Below are 16,178 nucleotides of genomic sequence, written 5' to 3'. Positions count from 1 at the left end.
GTGGAAGGCTTTTTATGTTAAAATACAAGCAAAAACCAACCGAGGGTGTGGGTGCCATTGAAGAAAAGATTGTGTACCATGTGGGTTTTTCTTTTTGTAAGCGGTTGCTCAAATGGAGATTCATATGAGCTGCTTGTATCGAATGGGTCTTCATCAACTATGCATCCAGAAGCACAAAACGAACATCAATATACAATTGGTATTGTTTCGAAAGTGGACAATATCCCTTATTTTAATTCGGTAAAAGAAGGCGTAATGGAAGCGGCAGAGCAATTAAAGGTGGACGTTTTATATGAAGGCCCCACTGCTGCAGATGCAAAAGGCCAAAAAGTGATTGTTGAAAAGTTTATCAATCAAAAAGTAGATGTTATTGCTATTTCCGCCAATGACCCGATTCAGCTGGCGCCGGTCTTAAAACGTGCAAAAGCAGCAGGAATTATCGTCATCACGTGGGACTCAGATACAGAAGCAGAAGCACGAAATTTATTTATTGATATGGTAAATCCCGAGGTGCTTGGAAGGCATGTGATGGACACACTTGCATGGAATACCGGAGAACAAGGGTCATTTGCTATTATGACCGGTTCTTTTTCGGCATCCAACCATAATGAATGGCTTAAATGGATACAAGCGCAATGGAAAGAATATTATCCAAATATGAATTTAGTCGAAGTTGTTGCGACCAATGATGATCCTCATAATGCTTTTGTTCAAGCACAAATTCTTTTAAAGAAATATCCTGATCTGGCTGGAATTATCGGCAATTCATCGGTCGGTCCGCCTGCAGCAGCGAAAGCAGTGGAAGAAGCTGAGAAAAACCATGAAATTGCAGTAGTAGGTGTTTCGACACCCGATTTAATGCGAGATTATTTAAAAAAAGGATCTGCTCAGGTTGTCACATTATGGAGTCCAAAAAAGCTTGGTTATTTAACGGTTTCTATGGCAAAGAGCTTGATTGATGGGGAGCAGCCCGTCGATTTTCAATATATGCCGGGAGTCGGGACGATTCGGATGAGAGGAACGGATACCATTATTATGGGAGAGCCGATTGATTTTACAAGAGAAAATGTGGATCAATATGATTTTTAAACGTCGTTCTTTCCGTGATTATCGGCTGCAGACAAAATTATTTATTACGTATATTGCGATTACTGTAATTCCAATTGCATTGCTTGGTTATTTGGCTTACAGCCAATATATTTCATCGATTGAGCGGCAGGTCGGCACCTATATTCCACGGCTCCTGGACCAGGCAAATGATAATATTGAACGGCAAATTGATGAATTTTTTCAAATGTCTGACCAGATTTATAATGCCCCGATGATTATTGAAATCCTTCGGAAAGATGCTTATCAAACGGTTTCCGCAATGCGGCAGGATGAATTTATTGTGGACAGCTACTTATCCAGTACATTTATTCATGGAAGCCAGCAGGATATTCTTGGTGTTTTTATTTCCTCGAACAATCGGTTGTTCAGTAGTACCAGAACAGATTATTTATCCGGGTTTTCAACAAAGGAGGCAGTTGGGATCTATGGGCAGAATCTTGATTTGCGGAGCCAGGAAAGAGTGCTGTTACCAAATGAAACATCCCTTCAATTTCAAGATAAGCGGCCGTTTATTCTAATCGCAAAGCCGCTCATTGATGTGGAAAATCGGCTCAGTCTAGGCACTATGTTTATTGTACTCGATTTGTCATTTATTGACCGAATAGTCCGGCCAATTGATGAGCAGGAAGGGGCCGAAATGTGGCTTATGAATAAAAAAGGGTATATGCTCTATCACACTTCTGCAAACCAGGTCGGCAGAAAGGATGGAGAAATAACGGAATATCCAACGTTAAATGGAAGCTTTAAAACGGAAGAAATGCTATTTGGCATGGATGTGTCTGAGCAGCAGCAATGGATTTTAACACATCGAATCCCGCTCGGCCAGCTTACAGCTGAAACGAACTTTGTTCGCACCATTACAATCCTATTATTTATGGCGGTTATTATCATAGCGCTTATTATGGCTGCCTTGTTGGCATGGGGAGTGGCCAAGCCTCTTCAGCATTTAACTGAGCAGATGAAGCGGGTAGAAAAAGGAGATTTTAATGTAGTTTTTGACCGCCAGTCAAAAGATGAAGTGGGAATGCTGTCTGACCGCTTCCAAACCATGATCCGGGAAATTCAGGGGTTAATTCGTGAAAAATACCAAATCGAGCTGAAACAAAAAGAAGCTGAAATATATGCACTTCAGTCTCAAATAAATCCTCATTTTATGTACAATACGCTTGAAACCATTGCCATGACGGTGGAAGAAGATGATAGAGATACAGTTGTTGATATGGTCACTATTTTAGGAAGAATGCTTCGTTACTCTTTAAGCAATAAAGAAAAATTTGTGACTATTCACCAGGAACTCCAGCATATTCGCGATTACTTGACCATTCAATCATACCGTTTTGAAGATGAGCTGGCGTTTCGCATTGAAGTCCAGGTAGATGGAAACAAGGAGTACATTCCAAAGTTTATTTTACAACCTCTTGTAGAAAATGCACTTGAGCATGCATTTGTTCCAGGCAAGCAGCTGGTTGTAGTGGTTTTGATTAAGCGTGCTGGCGCTGAAATTCATATGAGTGTATCCGATAACGGGGCGGGAATGAGCAAAATTAAGTTGCTTGAAATAAGGCAGCTTTTGACCTTGCAGACGGATTTAAACCGTGATCATCATTTTGGTATTTTAAACGTAAATGGACGACTTGTGCTTCATTATGGGGAAGCGTATACGTTACAAGTCGACAGTGAAAAAAGCACCGGTACAACGATGCTGATCCGGGTGCCGGTAAACCAGGAGGAAACAGGAGTATGAGTGATCAACCAATTCGCGTAATCATAGTAGATGATGAACCAAAACTCCGGAGAGGCATCGAAAGGCTCATACGAGCGGATGGGGAAGAATGGGAAATTATCGGCAGTTTCGGTTCAGGAAAACAGTGTATTGATATCATTAACTCTATGAAGATGTCTTTTGATGTGGTTTTTACAGATGTCCGCATGCCAATAATGGATGGCCTAACCATGTTAAAAGAATTAAATAGTAAAACAAGCGCCGAATTTTTCACGGTGATTATCAGTGGTTACAATGATTTTTCCTATGTACAAACTGCTTTGCGCGAAGGAGCTGTTGATTATTTAGTAAAGCCCGTTGACCGCTCGGAGTTAAAGAAAAGGCTCACGCAGATAAAAGTAGATGTACAAAAAAAACGTGCGGAAAAAGCTCATTCCGAAGAAGATTTATTAGGACCAATTCAAACGGCGAGGCAATGGATTGATCGGCACCTGTCAGAGTCTATTACAATTGAAAAAATCGCCTCTCTCGTTTACATGAATCCAACTTATTTTAGCGAATTTTTCAAGCAGCATACAGGAGAAACGGTTCTCGATTATGTAACACGGCGACGAATGGAAAAAGCTCGAACACTTCTGTTTGCTTCTCCCATGAAGATTTATGAAATTGCAGGTGCAGTCGGGTACGCTGATACAAAGTATTTCAGCAAGCTATTTAAAAAACATTACGGAGAGCTTCCCTCCAAATACAAGCAGGATCATTTATAACCTCCAGTTTTGGAGGTTTTTTATGTTACTCTCCCGAAAAATGCCCCCCTTTTTCCGATATTTGTCTCCTTATGAAAGCGCTTCTAAAATCATAAAATATAGATAACAGCAATAACAAAAGGGGGAATGAGCATTGTCTGAGTACGTATTGGAATTAAAGGGAATCACAAAGCGATTTCCTGGTGTGACAGCACTCAATAACGTTCACTTTAAGCTGAAAAAAGGTGAGATTCATGCATTAATGGGCGAAAATGGCGCTGGAAAGTCTACATTTATTAAAGTGATAACCGGTGTTCACTCACCAAATGAAGGAGAAATTTTTCTAGACGGTAAGCCGGTTACTTTTACAAATCCGATAGAAGCACAGGATGTTGGCATTGCAGCTATTTATCAGCATGTTACAAATTATCCCGATTTAAGCGTAACAGAAAATATTTTTATAGGACACGAAAAAGTGCATCCAAAAACAAAGCGGCTTCTCTGGAGGGAAATGTACCAGGAAGCAAAATCGATTTTAGCACAGCTTGGTTCTTCGATTGATCCAAAGCGTGAAATGGGTACACTTAGTGTCGCACAGCAGCAAATCATCGAAATTGCCAAGGCGATTTCTACTAATGCCCGGATTATTATTATGGATGAACCGACGGCGGCCTTGACAGCACGTGAGAGTGAAGAATTGTATCGAATCGCAGAGGGTTTGCGGGATCAGGGAACATCGATCATTTTTATTTCTCACCGTTTTGAAGATATGTACCGGCTTGCCAGTCAAGTGACCGTATTTCGTGATGCGAATTACATCGGTTCATGGGGTGTGAACGAAATTACAAACGACCAACTGATTGTTGCCATGGTTGGACGCGAAATTACACAGGTATTTCCACATAAAAAGCATCCGATTGGAGAAGAAGTGCTCCGGGTTGAGCGTTTGGGTAAAACTGGATATTTCGCTGATATCTCGTTTTCATTGCGCCGTGGTGAAATTCTTGGCTTAACAGGACTTGTCGGGGCAGGGCGTACAGAAATGTGTGAAACGCTTTTTGGCATTACAAACTATGATACCGGCAGTGTCTATCTAAAAGAGGAAAAGCTTCAAATCCGCCACCCGAAAGATGCAATGAAAAAAGGCATTGGCTACTTGTCTGAAGACCGGCAAAAGCAGGGGCTGATTCTGCAATGGGGGATTGGACGGAACATCACACTGCCAGCGCTAGAACGCTTTTCAAAACGAGGCTGGCTCAATGAACGAAATGAAGGACAGCTGGCTAAGCAGTTAGCGGAAAAAGTTCATGTCAAAGCGAAAAGTGTTTTTGATTTGGCAAGCTCGCTGTCTGGCGGGAACCAGCAAAAAGTAGCAGTAGCCAAGCTTTTAACTGCTGATCTCGATGTTATTATTTTGGATGAGCCAACAAAAGGAGTAGATATTGGCGCTAAGTCAGCGATTTATGAAATTATCCAGGACCTGGCAGCGCAGGGCTACGGCATTATAATGGTATCTTCTGAAATGCCGGAAGTGATTGGCATGAGCGACCGAATTGCTGTAATGAAAGAAGGCCGCATAACCAAAATGCTCGAGAGGGATGAGTTTTCACAGGAAGCAATTTTGGCGGCGGCTATGAGTGAAACGCCAGATAAAACGAAAGCAGGATAAGGAGGGTAACATCATGGCTGTTCAAACAGCAAATGTACCGCCAGCGGAGCCGGTTGTAAAAAAAGAATCAAAGCTTGCGAGTGTAGCTAAATTTCGTGAAATAGGCCTGCTGATATTTATTATCTTACTGGCAATTGGCGTGCAAATTCGCAACTCTAGTTTTTTAACCGTTGAAAATGTGATGGACATGGCGACCAATACTGCTATTTTATCCATCTTAGCCGTTGGTATGATGCTGGTACTTGTGACAAGGGGAATTGATTTGTCTATTGGGGCCACACTCGCTCTTTCCGGCATGCTTGTTGCCCAAATTGTAAGCATAAATAGCGGCTTTTCACCCGTTCTTGCTGTTATAACAGGAATCGGTATTGGTATTTTCTGTGGACTAATCATAGGCGGGCTTGTCTCATGGCTTGGGGTTTTGCCGATTATTGCGACACTTGCCATGATGAACATTTATCGGGGTTTTACTTACATGGTTAGTGATGGGAAATGGATTAGCTCCTATCAAATGTCCGAAAGCTTCGTAGGCATTGCGACAAGCAGCATATTAGGCATTAATACACTCATTTTGATTGCAATCTTTATTTATATAGCTGCTTATTACTTTATCAGCCATACCCGGACAGGCCGCCACATTTATGCGGTCGGCAGCAATCCTGAATCCGCTAAAGTAACTGGTATTAATGAAAAAAAAATCTTAATGCTTGTGTATACGTTAATGGGCGGATTGTCTGGGTTATGTGGTGTACTTTGGGTTTCCAAATTCGCTTCTGCCCAGGGAGATACTGCGTCGGGGTTTGAACTTAGTGTTATCGCGGCATGTATCCTGGGGGGTGTTAGCATCGCAGGCGGCTCTGGGAAGCTGAGTGGTGTGATTTTAGGTGCAGTGTTAATCGGTATTTTAAACAATGCGCTACCTTTGATGAATGTCTCACCATTTTGGCAAAAGGGTGTTGAAGGCACCATTATCTTAGTCGCTGTGTTATTGAATGTGGCAGTAAAACGCGGTGTAGAACGAAACCATTTACTGAGAAGGAGAATTTAGCCATGGCGCAAAAAAACATACAGCCTTATATGCAGCGGACGCTGTCAGCCGATCGTCCTTTTTCAACCAGGCAGTTTTTCTTCCAGTGGGAGTGGCTGCTTGCGGCGATACTTATTGGTGTTATCGCTCTGAACACAAGCCTTTCCCCTTACTTCTTAAATATAAACAGTCTCCGGGATGCGACGATGGTGTTTTTAGACAAAGCATTTATCGTTTTTCCAATGGCCTTCATTATGATCATGAGGGATATCGATATTTCAGTCGGTTCCACTGTAGCACTATCGTCTGTTGTAATGGCAACTGTGTACAACAGCCTTGGGGCTTCAATGGAAATGGCGGTTGTGACCTGCTTGCTGGTCGGGGCGATCTGCGGCTTAGTCAACGGACTATTGATCGTAAAATTTAAAGAACTCTCAGCGGTTATCATTACGCTTGCTACGATGATTCTGTACCGCGGCATTGCCTACATTATTCTAGAGGATCAGGCCTCCGGAAATTTTCCGGAATGGTTCGGTTTTTTTGGATGGGGTTATATATATGGAATTCCTTTTATTTTGATTCTGTTTGTAATAGTGGCATTTCTGTTTGGGCTGCTGCTTCATAAAACAACATTCGGTCGCCACATTTATGCGATCGGTCATAATGATGTCGCCAGTAAATTTTCCGGAGTAAATGTGGACCGGGTAAAAGTCATTGTTTTTACACTAGCCGGATTAATGTCGGCAGTTACCGCGGTTTTCCTCGCATCCAGGATGGGCAGCACACGGCCAAATATAGCCAGTATGTACGAGCTTGATGTGATCGCCATGGCAGCCCTTGGAGGAATCAGCACAGCAGGCGGAAAAGGCCGCCTGATTGGTACCGTGATTGCCATTTTAATCGTCGGTTATTTGCAGTATGGCCTAGGACTTATCAACATTCCATCGCAGACACTGCTCATCGTGGTAGGCGCACTGCTTTTGTTTGCGGTTATCGTACCCAAATTGAACCTGTCACGTTTTAAAAAGTAGGTATTACCAGGCACTGCCTGTTTATACAGTACAAAAAAAGCAAGGGGGAGCAGGTTATGAAAAAATATTGGACATTGGTCTTATCATTGGTACTCGTATTCTCGATTTTATCGGCATGCAGCCAGGGCAGCCCAGGCGGCAATGCATCAAACGGTGCTGACGGTGATTCAACGAGTAAAAATGACGGCCCTAAAAAATATGCATTTATTTTTAAAAACACGGGGAATCCATATGGGGAAAAAATGATGGAAGGATTTGAAGAAGCGATCAATGAAATTGGCGGAGAGGCAATTCTTCGTGCACCTGATCAGCCAACGGCAGAGGGGCAGATTCAAATTATTGAGCAGCTAATTACACAGCAGGTTGACTCTATTGTGATTTCAGGAAATGATCCGGATGCGCTTCAGCCGGCCCTGACAAAAGCAATGGACGCCGGAATCGAAGTGATTTCAGTAGATTCAGCGGTAAATACGGACAGCCGTGTTACACACGTCAACCAGGCGGACCCAGAAGCGATCGGCCGTATTCAAATAGAAGCGGTTTCTGAAATGATCGGCGGCAAAGGCCAAATTGCAGTGTTGAGTGCAACATCACAGGCGACCAACCAGAACCTTTGGATTGAATACATGCAAAAAGAACTTGAAAAACCAGAATACAAAGACATTGAGCTTGTCAAAGTAGCATACGGTGATGATCTGCGTGACAAAAGCGTATCGGAAACAGAAGCACTTTTAAAAACATATCCGGATTTAAAAGCGATTATCGCACCGACAACAGTTGGCATCGCAGCTGCAGGGAAAGTGTTAACGGACAAAGGACTTGGCGGGAAAATTGCACTTACCGGCCTTGGACTGCCAAGTGAAATGGCTAGTTATATCGAAAGTGGAGTTTCACCTTGGATGTATTTGTGGAACCCAATTGATGTCGGCTATTCCTCGGGCTTTACAGCGGCAGCACTTGTAGAAGGCGACATGGAAGGGAAAGCAGGCGATACATTTGAAGCTGGACGTCTCGGTGAAAAAGCAGTGGTAGAGGATGGAGATGGAACACAGGTTATGCTGGGTGAACCATTCAAGTTTGATAAAGAAAACATTGGTGAATGGAAAGATGTTTATTAAAAAATGGGACCAGACTCCTTTTGAGTCTGGTTTTTTAGTTGAGGAAAATGAGGGAGGAATAGTTAAGGTAAGCATTTAATCAGCTGTTTAGATTATAATTGCTAAAGGTAAAGCAGAAAGTATATACAAATACGCAGAAGACAGAAGAACTGCAGTATGTGAACGGTTATATGGCTTTTACTTTAATTACCGACTAAAGAGATTCAAAGAAAGGATGAAGAAAATGATTAAAGGCGTTATTTTTGATTTTGACGGGCTGATTTTGGATACAGAGCTTCATGAATATGAGGTGCTTCAGGAAATTTTTCAAGAGCATCAATGTGACCTGCCGCTTGGTAAATGGGCTGAATTAGTAGGAACAAAATCTGATTTTGATCCTTTCGTTTTCATGGAAGAGCAGGTTAACAAACAGCTTGATCATGAAGCACTAAGAAAACTTAGAATAGAACGGTTTGATCAGAGAATTGCTTCTGAGAAAGCACGGCCAGGAGTGGAAGCTTATTTGGCTTCTGCTAAAGCGCTTGGCTTAAAGATCGGCCTTGCTTCGAGCTCTGATTTTAAATGGATCTCTACCCACTTAGGAAACTTGGGCCTTCTTGAACATTTTGAATGTATTCGAACAGCGGACGATGTGGAAAAAGTAAAACCAGATCCGGCTCTGTATGTACAAACAGCAGAATGTCTTGGGCTAAAGCCGGAAGAGTGTCTTGTATTTGAAGATTCTGCTAATGGTGCACTGGCTGCTAAAAGAGCAGGTATGCGCTGTGTCATTGTACCAAACCAGGTAACAAGCGGCTTGTCTTTTTGTGAAGTGGACCATCGCCTCACTTCGATGGAAGAAATGCCTCTTGATGAACTCATTCGTTTCCTGCGTCTATAAAACAAAAGATCTCCGTTTTTGTAAAAGCTTTATGGCAGCAGGAGCTGCCATAAAGCTTTTTTGTTTACGAGTATGTATTGCATTAGAGGCCAGAAAACTTCTTCAAATTACCTTGCAATTCGTTGGAGAGGTTCACTTAAGACTCACTTTACTCGAAATATACGTTCTTTTTAAGTGTAATATAAAACCCCATCCAAGGGGGTTGAGATTTTAATGTTACGGATCATATTTTTCGCACAGCATGTTTTTTATCCAGGGCTCTCTTAAGGGCTCTCTGTTAACGAGACTGTCGAAAAAGTGAATATATTTCACGTTTTTTGTATAAATTTCCGTTTTTGTAGAAAAGATAGGAGTTACGGGGAACGACGCCTTTGTTTTACGAGAAAGCAACAAAGCAAAAATCCTCGATAACTATTTACATTGGGACACCTGGCACACTACGTAAAAAAGGAGGTGCCTATCATGAAATACGTACTTATGTTACTGCTTGCGCCGGTTTTTATGGTATTACTAGGTGTTGGTGCAGGGTTAAGCTTATCCGCTATATGGGAAAAAGGGGCTGATTCCAGTTTGTTTGGGAATATAGAATCCCTTGTTGCTTCCCAAAATACAGGTGGGGAGGAGCCCGGTTTTGGGGGTGAACAGGCCATCAGCAAAGAAACTCTTCACTCGTTTTCCGTGACGGATTGGGACAACTTTACCCATCACGAAAAATTACGTTTTGTTCAAACTGCGCTGCCTGCTTATGAATTAACTGGGCAGACTGTTTTAGACAAACCGGAAGGATTCATCGGTATGATGGACGCACGTTATGAAAGTTACCTGACCAACAAAGTCGACCCTGACAAACACACTGATCTTTCTGAACTCTCGCTTTATCATGAAATGGAATTAGCGGGGCAGCAAGACGGCCGGCTTGAGCAGGAAAACGATCATTGAGCCAAGGATATGCCTGCGGCCATCAAAAAAGACCTTGCACAGATACTTTTATCGAAAGTACCATAAGGTCTTTTTTGCTTTTACAATCCCATTAAACTTTAAAATAAACCTTCCTCATAAAAGTGAAGGGCAGTTCAGTTAACTTGTCCGAATGCCTTGAAAAGGGCAAACTTTATACACCCATTTCCCCCATTGCTTTTCTCCAGGTAAGTTTTCATTAAGTATAATGATACAATGGCGCTGATCTCTGTATATACTGCTTCAGCTGGAAATGTATGATAAAGCACTCGAGTACTTAACCACTCTTTCCAAGGAAGTTTATTTGATTGAATCCATACCATTAAGCATGAGTAATCCAAGGTTATCCGCACTTTTGCAAGCCAAAAAGCTGTCGGCTCAAAATCATAAAAAAGAACATATTTTTAAAAGTGGTTTCTTAACTAAAAAGTACAACAGGGAAAGGTGAGGAGCCAGGGCATATTTATCGTTAAGAAAATAGTAAATAGGTACGGTTGGGAATATCAGTTGAACCAGAAAGTTGTGTGTTTGGAAATTCCAATAAATAAAAGAAAAACAATACCTTTTAATCAAAAGAAGCCGTATCAGTTGTCATACTGGTACGGCTTTTTGCTGTATAAACATAACCTTTAGAGGATCCAGAAGAAATACTTGTTCAGTTCGCAGGCGTTGTGACAGCACAAAGCTTGAAAGGGCATCGAATGTTCAGCCGATATGTGGATAATCTAAAGGATAAACAGGTGTGAATAAGTGCAGTGGCAATGGTGCAGAGGATCTGGAGGAACAAAACGGAAGGCGAATAATCTTAGAAAGGAAAAAAGAGGTATGAAACCAGTTGAAGGCTATGAAAATTTAAGTGAAGTCGAACGCAAAATATTCATTTTGGCTCATAACAAACATTTGAGTTCGCTAAAAGGTAACGAGCGTGACCAGTATGGGCTTGGAAGTATTGTTGAGGTCAAAGCTAATTTGCAGCAAACTGCTGTTGCTGTTCGATTTCTTAACGGAGAACAGTGGCAATTTACAGCAGGGGAATATGACATTGATAAATGGTATGGCTGATTTTAAACGTAGTTAACATTGTGTAAAATTCAAAAAAAGTAAAAACCGATATATTTCTACATCGGTTCTTCACATTGCATAAGTGCTTCATTCAAAAGTTGGATGTCACTTTGAATTTGTTCTCTAAGATGAGCATGAGGGCACTTATAATAATCGTCTATTAAACGACCCAGTTCAGCAGAAAGAATTACTGTTATTTCTTCCAGAATAACCACTCCTTTTTTGAGTAGTTTATCTTGGTTCAAATGTGTTATACGTAAAGGCTTACGGTATTTTATACAAAAAAAGTTAGGTATTAAAATGAAATGCATGGTGGGGCGGAAAAGAAGGATTTGCTGGGTGATTGAATTTCTTGTATACGGGAAACCATGCTAAGGGGCTTCCACGTGCAGGAAAGGACCGGTGTGATCCATGATCCGGCAAAATCGAAAAACGTTAAGCAATACGTAAAGATGGTAGTGGGACAGCACCGGCCAGAAAAGCTGTCAGAAGGATCACTATCGTACCTACAAGCCGATGCTCGAAAAGCTCAGCAAAAAGAAGCAGGCTGCCGAAGATGCCGAATTTGAAAAAATCCAAATTAACATATTCGACGTACTGGGAAGCCAGGACGCGGGGGAAGGACGAATCAGTGGCAAAACGATCATATAAGCCGAGAACGACACGCCCAAAGGTCAGCCATGCCAACCGGGGCATGCAGCTGCAGAACATTATCAATAAAACAAACGAAATATACGATCTTGCTGGTTTAGCATCCGTCCAGGAAGTGCCTACACCAACAAAGGAAGGCAGAGACAAAACAATAAAATACATCAAAAAAAGCACCGTTGATTATTACGGCTGCGCGAATGGACGAGCCCTTGCCTTTGATGCAAAAAGCACGCTGGAAGAGAAGTATTTTCCGCTCAGTAATGTGCATGCGCACCAGGTCAGCTTCTTGAAAAATTTTGGCCAGGAACATAACGGGATCGCCTTTCTGATTGTGGAATTCGCTTCCCTGTACAAAACGTATTTTGTGCCGATCGACTTTTTCAACAAATACTGGTTTGCATCGAAAAACGGTGGACCAAAGCACATTCCTCTGGAAGACATCGATAAACATTGCCCACGGATCATGCCGACACGCGGCGTTGCATTAGACTACCTGGCCCACTGCCAGACAGGAGGAAAAAACGATGAATACAGCGTTAAAAGTGGAGGTCTCACCATCCCTGTTCAATAAAGAGCATGTGACCTTTTCAGGCGGTTGGTGCTGGGAAGATCGCCCGTACTGGGGGCAAGTTGCAGAAAAGTGTCCGGAATCATCCCGCCAAGCGTCCAAATTAATGCTCCGCACGATCAAAGAACAACAGAATTTTGGTTCTACTTTGCGGCGGTCAGTCGGTTTGTCAGCTATGCCGCCACGATGAACGGTGAGATGGAGCAGCTGCAGGATTTCCACCAAGTTTGTAACAAGCTTACAAAAGAGCTCATGCAGAACTCAATCACAAATGGAACACCAGTCAATATGCTGCTTACAGAGTATGACTTGAATGTGGCAGCCCGCCAGCCAGACCTATCCGATTTTTATGTGGTCGAATACAAAAGTGCTGCAGATGCTGGGAAAACCCTTTTCGAACGTCAGCAGTCGCATAAATGGATTATGAGTTATATGAAAGAACAATTAGCTGAAAATGTGATGTGTGAGCGTTGTGGAGAGCGTGAGTATGACGTAAATGCTCATTTTAATGACGAGAAGGGACTGGGCAAGGACGAGCAAAAGCTTTGCTGGGGCTGTTACGGGGAAGTGACAGCGATTGAAGCTGCGTGGCCATTTACGGTTTGGTACCATCATACACAGCAGGAGCAGTGGTCAGTGAAAAGCAAGCTAACGGAAAGCCTGAGAGAAGGCTATAAAGCATACTGCAAGCATGAAGGCGTTGTTCCTTTCTGGGACGCTGCAGAAACAACACAAGAAGCACTAGAAATCGGCGATTATGTAGAGGTATCGATTCCGTTTTATTGGTATAGAGATGATCGTTTTGAAGTCGGAGAACGTTTTGTTATCAAAGAGGAGCACATTGGCCACGGTTTTGAAAAATGGGTTAAGAAGGCCCGCTAAACCGGGGGAGGGGTGCTTCCTCCTCAGCAATTGACCAAAGCAATAGTAAGCATTATTGCTTTTCCGATTCTCTTGATTGATTGCTCTCATCTTCTGGTTCAGGTCTGTTGAGCTTGCTGTTAGAGCTGAAGCCTTGATAAAAAAGCCAAGTTATTGCGATACCAGCTCCAGCAAAAAAAACAAGGAATATAATTGTATTCCAAATAGGAACCACTCCTAGGACGTTTGTTTATTATGATAACCATTTTCGAAAATAATATTACTAAAATAGCTCAACAGTTACGTCCGTATAGGAAAGCAGTACTTATGCCTGCTTAGGCAGTAGACCGATACTGTTGATCACCCGGTCTTTACTAAAAACAACATTATATTACTTAACTTTCATAAACCCTTTTCCAACCACTGTTTTTTTGTCGACACCTACGAATACAATCAGATTCTCTTGTGTTTCAGTCGCTGTTTGATTAAATGTGATTTTATATACTTTATCTTTGTTGTAGTTTTTATCAATCAAGGACGTAATCTCATCATTGACAACTACCTTCTCTACTCGTGAATCTTTTGGGCTTACAGGAATTAAAGACTCTTCCGCTTTCGTTAAGCTATTGTAAGCTACCATTAAAATTGACTTCTCAGAACTATCCTGCTTTGCTTCAAACACTGAACAACCAGCTAGAGAGACTAAAAAAACACTAATAGTGAGTTAACAAATATTTGTTTCAAACTTTCTCCTCGTTCCATTTTTCGCTACTGTAACTTTTTTCTAATTTTATCTCACTAATATATAAGTAACAATAAGAAAAGTTACTCAACAGTACATCCAAGCTATTAAGCAAAAAAAAAACAACTATTCTGGTCAGGAATAGTTGCTCTTAAATAACCACTGCCTTTTAAGTCATGGAATAGGAGAAGTTCTATCTATTTCATTGTATTCAGCAACGACTCAAACTGTGCAAATATAATCCTTTAAGCTAACAGTGACGTCAAACTAACTAATTCAAAAAAGAGCAACTATCCGGGGCAGGGATAATTGCTCGAAAACGAACTGCCTTCTGATTACAAGGTAAGAGAAAGGTCTTTCAATTTTAGCTTATTCAGCCATGAACAAATGGTGAAAATGTAATCCTTTATCAGCAGTTAATCCATAAAGACTACTGCTTAGAAAATAGTGGAGCCCCGCTATAAAAAGCGAGGCTCATCATAACTCTTTTGTTCGATTGTGATTTATCCACCAATCAATTTGATCTAAATCAAAAATGATGATGTTATTTACTAGTTTTTTGTGTGGAAGCTTCTTATTTTCAATTAGATCATGAATTTCCTTCTCGGTAAGTGGATAGTTTACTGCTTTCAGATAGGAAGTCAACTTTGATATTCCCTGAATTCTTCTCATTTCATCACCTCCCACCAAAATTTCTCTTTGCCTTGAAAGGGATTGAGAAAAATTCGTGTAAAGGATCAAATAATTAGAATCTAAGGCTATATATACCCTTTCTAGTAGAAATAAACACTTATTCAATAGAGACAAAATTTCATAGAAAAGGTGGCAGCTGTGCAAGTAGGAGAGCGTTTCGTAATCAAAAAGCAGCATATTAACCAGGGCTTTGAAAGATGGGTAAAGAAGGTCAGTTAAAGCGAAGGAGGCGTGATCCTTCCTTAACAGTTGACCGATACTGTTGAGGCGAGAAAATTATTGTTTTTCAGTCTTCTCTATGTCCTTTCGCAACAAATCAAGTTTTTCATTAAGTGCGTTTAACTGGTCAATTACGTATAAGAGTAATCCGCCAATCAACCCAATTAACACACCAAGTGGACCACCGAATATGAAGCCAGGGATGGCCCCTACTATTAAATAAAAAAGTATTCTCATTTGTATCCCTCCTCATACAATTTTACCAATAATTAGAGGGGAAGACAGCGAACTAAGCAGGATAAAACTGCTTAATCAAGGAGGAGCTTGTGCCCTTCTTAACAGTAAAAGAGTTATCCTTTACTTATTTTTTTTGGGGAGTCAGTGTGTATCCATTTAAACAACTGATACATGACAATATAAATAATTAAAAATGGAAGCGGGCTAGTAAAAACGGCAATTCCGTCATTATGATCAATAACAAAGCGAAGCGAGTTCAAATCGATTAATTCTGCAAGTCCACCGACGATTATAAAAAGAAGATAAAAAAGAAAAAAACCACCAATGAATATAGAAATGCGAAACTTTTTATTCACAATGATTAACCGCCTTTATAAATAATTACAATTATAACATAAATAACCTTTTAGAAGTGTGTTCGCCTTTGTGAAAGGTAGTTTAAAGAATTGAAGGGAGGAAAATAAAAATGACATACCATGGAGCAGTAATGGTGCAGCAGTTGACCGAAACTATTTAATAAAAAGGATGTTGAAAAGCGAAAAGCCCTTAGTAAAAGGGCTCTTGCTTAGTCCTCTCTGTATTTATAGGCGCCGTAAGACGCTCCCAGCTTGCTCTCAATGTAGTCTTGTGGGTTTGCTGTGAAAATCTCTTTATCCCTGACAGCTTGGATTATAACATCATTATACATGTTTGCAACTCGGCATAGCCCATCAATTATATCGTAAAGCTCTTGATTGTCGTTTGTTTGAACAACGGACCATTCTTGAAGTTCATGTAGTTTTTCTCTTACATCGTAAAGAGCTTCTAATTCGAATTTTTCATTAAGCATTTGATGCACCTCCAAGTTGTTGTAATAACCTAATCCTATTGTTTAGTCGATTAAA

At 41.2% G+C, this 16,178-nt stretch carries 18 protein-coding genes; 13 read left to right on the top strand and 5 right to left on the bottom strand.

What is annotated here, in order from left to right; genetic code table 11:
* Nucleotides 1-51 precede the first annotated feature (51 nt).
* From VP97_RS17890 to VP97_RS17830, 13 genes are all read left to right on the top strand, one after another.
* On the top strand, nt 52-1,089 hold the full coding sequence (locus VP97_RS17890; RefSeq protein ID WP_425388489.1) for an autoinducer 2 ABC transporter substrate-binding protein: 1,038 nt from the start codon (nt 52-54) through the stop codon (nt 1,087-1,089).
* Nucleotides 1,049-2,854, top strand: a complete 1,806-nt coding sequence (locus VP97_RS17885) for a sensor histidine kinase (RefSeq protein ID WP_050183438.1) — start codon at nt 1,049-1,051, stop codon at nt 2,852-2,854. The genes VP97_RS17890 and VP97_RS17885 overlap by 41 nt, the downstream gene beginning before the upstream one ends.
* Nucleotides 2,851-3,600 carry a response regulator transcription factor gene (locus VP97_RS17880; RefSeq protein ID WP_050183437.1) on the top strand — a complete coding sequence of 250 codons (750 nt, stop codon included), beginning with the start codon at nt 2,851-2,853 and terminating at the stop codon, nt 3,598-3,600. The genes VP97_RS17885 and VP97_RS17880 overlap by 4 nt, the downstream gene beginning before the upstream one ends.
* A gap of 133 nt (nt 3,601-3,733) precedes the next feature.
* Nucleotides 3,734-5,248, top strand: a complete 1,515-nt coding sequence (locus VP97_RS17875) for a sugar ABC transporter ATP-binding protein (RefSeq protein ID WP_050183436.1) — start codon at nt 3,734-3,736, stop codon at nt 5,246-5,248.
* Nucleotides 5,249-5,261: 13 nt separating this feature from the next.
* Entirely contained in the window at nt 5,262-6,296 is a 1,035-nt protein-coding gene (locus tag VP97_RS17870) for an ABC transporter permease (protein ID WP_050183435.1), read from the top strand.
* 2 nt (nt 6,297-6,298) lie between these two features.
* Nucleotides 6,299-7,306 carry an ABC transporter permease gene (locus VP97_RS17865; protein ID WP_245629930.1) on the top strand — a complete coding sequence of 336 codons (1,008 nt, stop codon included), beginning with the start codon at nt 6,299-6,301 and terminating at the stop codon, nt 7,304-7,306.
* Between the two features lie 56 nt (nt 7,307-7,362).
* A complete protein-coding gene (gene rhaS, locus VP97_RS17860) occupies nt 7,363-8,424 on the top strand; it encodes a rhamnose ABC transporter substrate-binding protein (RefSeq protein ID WP_050183434.1) in 1,062 nt (353 codons plus the stop codon).
* 223 nt (nt 8,425-8,647) lie between these two features.
* On the top strand, nt 8,648-9,304 hold the full coding sequence (locus VP97_RS17855) for an HAD family hydrolase (RefSeq protein ID WP_050183433.1): 657 nt from the start codon (nt 8,648-8,650) through the stop codon (nt 9,302-9,304).
* Nucleotides 9,305-9,766: 462 nt separating this feature from the next.
* The gene (locus VP97_RS17850) at nt 9,767-10,243 is read left to right on the top strand and encodes a hypothetical protein (RefSeq protein WP_050183432.1); all 477 of its coding nucleotides are present in this window, start codon (nt 9,767-9,769) and stop codon (nt 10,241-10,243) included.
* A gap of 768 nt (nt 10,244-11,011) precedes the next feature.
* The gene (locus VP97_RS17845) at nt 11,012-11,323 is read left to right on the top strand and encodes a hypothetical protein (protein WP_050183431.1); all 312 of its coding nucleotides are present in this window, start codon (nt 11,012-11,014) and stop codon (nt 11,321-11,323) included.
* 386 nt (nt 11,324-11,709) lie between these two features.
* Nucleotides 11,710-11,892 (top strand): hypothetical protein, encoded by a 183-nt coding sequence (locus VP97_RS17840; RefSeq protein ID WP_050183430.1) that lies wholly within the window; start codon nt 11,710-11,712, stop codon nt 11,890-11,892.
* A complete protein-coding gene (locus VP97_RS17835; RefSeq protein WP_245629929.1) occupies nt 11,880-12,545 on the top strand; it encodes a Holliday junction resolvase RecU in 666 nt (221 codons plus the stop codon). The genes VP97_RS17840 and VP97_RS17835 overlap by 13 nt, the downstream gene beginning before the upstream one ends.
* Nucleotides 12,546-12,614: 69 nt before the next feature.
* A complete protein-coding gene (locus VP97_RS17830; RefSeq protein ID WP_050183429.1) occupies nt 12,615-13,424 on the top strand; it encodes a hypothetical protein in 810 nt (269 codons plus the stop codon).
* A 370-nt stretch (nt 13,425-13,794) separates the two neighbouring features.
* Here the strand turns inward: VP97_RS17830 and VP97_RS17825 are convergent, their stop codons facing one another.
* The 5 genes from VP97_RS17825 to VP97_RS17805 all read right to left on the bottom strand — a co-directional run bounded on the left by VP97_RS17825 (nt 13,795) and on the right by VP97_RS17805 (nt 16,123).
* Nucleotides 13,795-14,085, bottom strand: a complete 291-nt coding sequence (locus VP97_RS17825) for a hypothetical protein (RefSeq protein WP_245629928.1) — start codon at nt 14,083-14,085, stop codon at nt 13,795-13,797.
* Between the two features lie 537 nt (nt 14,086-14,622).
* Nucleotides 14,623-14,817: a hypothetical protein gene (locus VP97_RS17820; protein ID WP_050183427.1), complete on the bottom strand. Its 195-nt coding sequence runs from the start codon at nt 14,815-14,817 to the stop codon at nt 14,623-14,625.
* A 297-nt stretch (nt 14,818-15,114) separates the two neighbouring features.
* Nucleotides 15,115-15,294, bottom strand: coding sequence for a hypothetical protein (locus tag VP97_RS17815; RefSeq protein ID WP_050183426.1), 180 nt, complete (start codon nt 15,292-15,294; stop codon nt 15,115-15,117).
* Between the two features lie 113 nt (nt 15,295-15,407).
* Nucleotides 15,408-15,650, bottom strand: coding sequence for a DUF3935 domain-containing protein (locus VP97_RS17810; RefSeq protein ID WP_050183425.1), 243 nt, complete (start codon nt 15,648-15,650; stop codon nt 15,408-15,410).
* Nucleotides 15,651-15,859: 209 nt separating this feature from the next.
* Nucleotides 15,860-16,123 (bottom strand): hypothetical protein, encoded by a 264-nt coding sequence (locus tag VP97_RS17805; protein WP_050183424.1) that lies wholly within the window; start codon nt 16,121-16,123, stop codon nt 15,860-15,862.
* Nucleotides 16,124-16,178 lie beyond the last annotated feature (55 nt).

It is taken from the genome of Domibacillus robiginosus, from assembly GCF_000966195.1.
GTDB classification, from domain to species: Bacteria; Bacillota; Bacilli; order Bacillales; family Domibacillaceae; genus Domibacillus; species Domibacillus robiginosus.
The sequence above is the reverse complement of the archived record's forward strand: the minus strand, read 5'-3'. Positions and strand labels throughout refer to the sequence as shown.

What these genes read in the sequence shown, in the direction of transcription:
- VP97_RS17880 (WP_050183437.1), top strand. Translation starts at nt 2,851, where the DNA reads ATGAGTGATCAACCAATTCGCGTAATCATAGTAGATGATGAACCAAAA.
- VP97_RS17870 (WP_050183435.1), top strand. Translation starts at nt 5,262, where the DNA reads ATGGCTGTTCAAACAGCAAATGTACCGCCAGCGGAGCCGGTTGTAAAA.
- VP97_RS17865 (WP_245629930.1), top strand. Translation starts at nt 6,299, where the DNA reads ATGGCGCAAAAAAACATACAGCCTTATATGCAGCGGACGCTGTCAGCC.
- rhaS (WP_050183434.1), top strand. Translation starts at nt 7,363, where the DNA reads ATGAAAAAATATTGGACATTGGTCTTATCATTGGTACTCGTATTCTCG.
- VP97_RS17855 (WP_050183433.1), top strand. Translation starts at nt 8,648, where the DNA reads ATGATTAAAGGCGTTATTTTTGATTTTGACGGGCTGATTTTGGATACA.
- VP97_RS17850 (WP_050183432.1), top strand. Translation starts at nt 9,767, where the DNA reads ATGAAATACGTACTTATGTTACTGCTTGCGCCGGTTTTTATGGTATTA.
- VP97_RS17835 (WP_245629929.1), top strand. Translation starts at nt 11,880, where the DNA reads ATGCCGAATTTGAAAAAATCCAAATTAACATATTCGACGTACTGGGAA.
- VP97_RS17820 (WP_050183427.1), bottom strand. Translation starts at nt 14,817, where the DNA reads ATGAGAAGAATTCAGGGAATATCAAAGTTGACTTCCTATCTGAAAGCA.
- VP97_RS17815 (WP_050183426.1), bottom strand. Translation starts at nt 15,294, where the DNA reads ATGAGAATACTTTTTTATTTAATAGTAGGGGCCATCCCTGGCTTCATA.
- VP97_RS17805 (WP_050183424.1), bottom strand. Translation starts at nt 16,123, where the DNA reads ATGCTTAATGAAAAATTCGAATTAGAAGCTCTTTACGATGTAAGAGAA.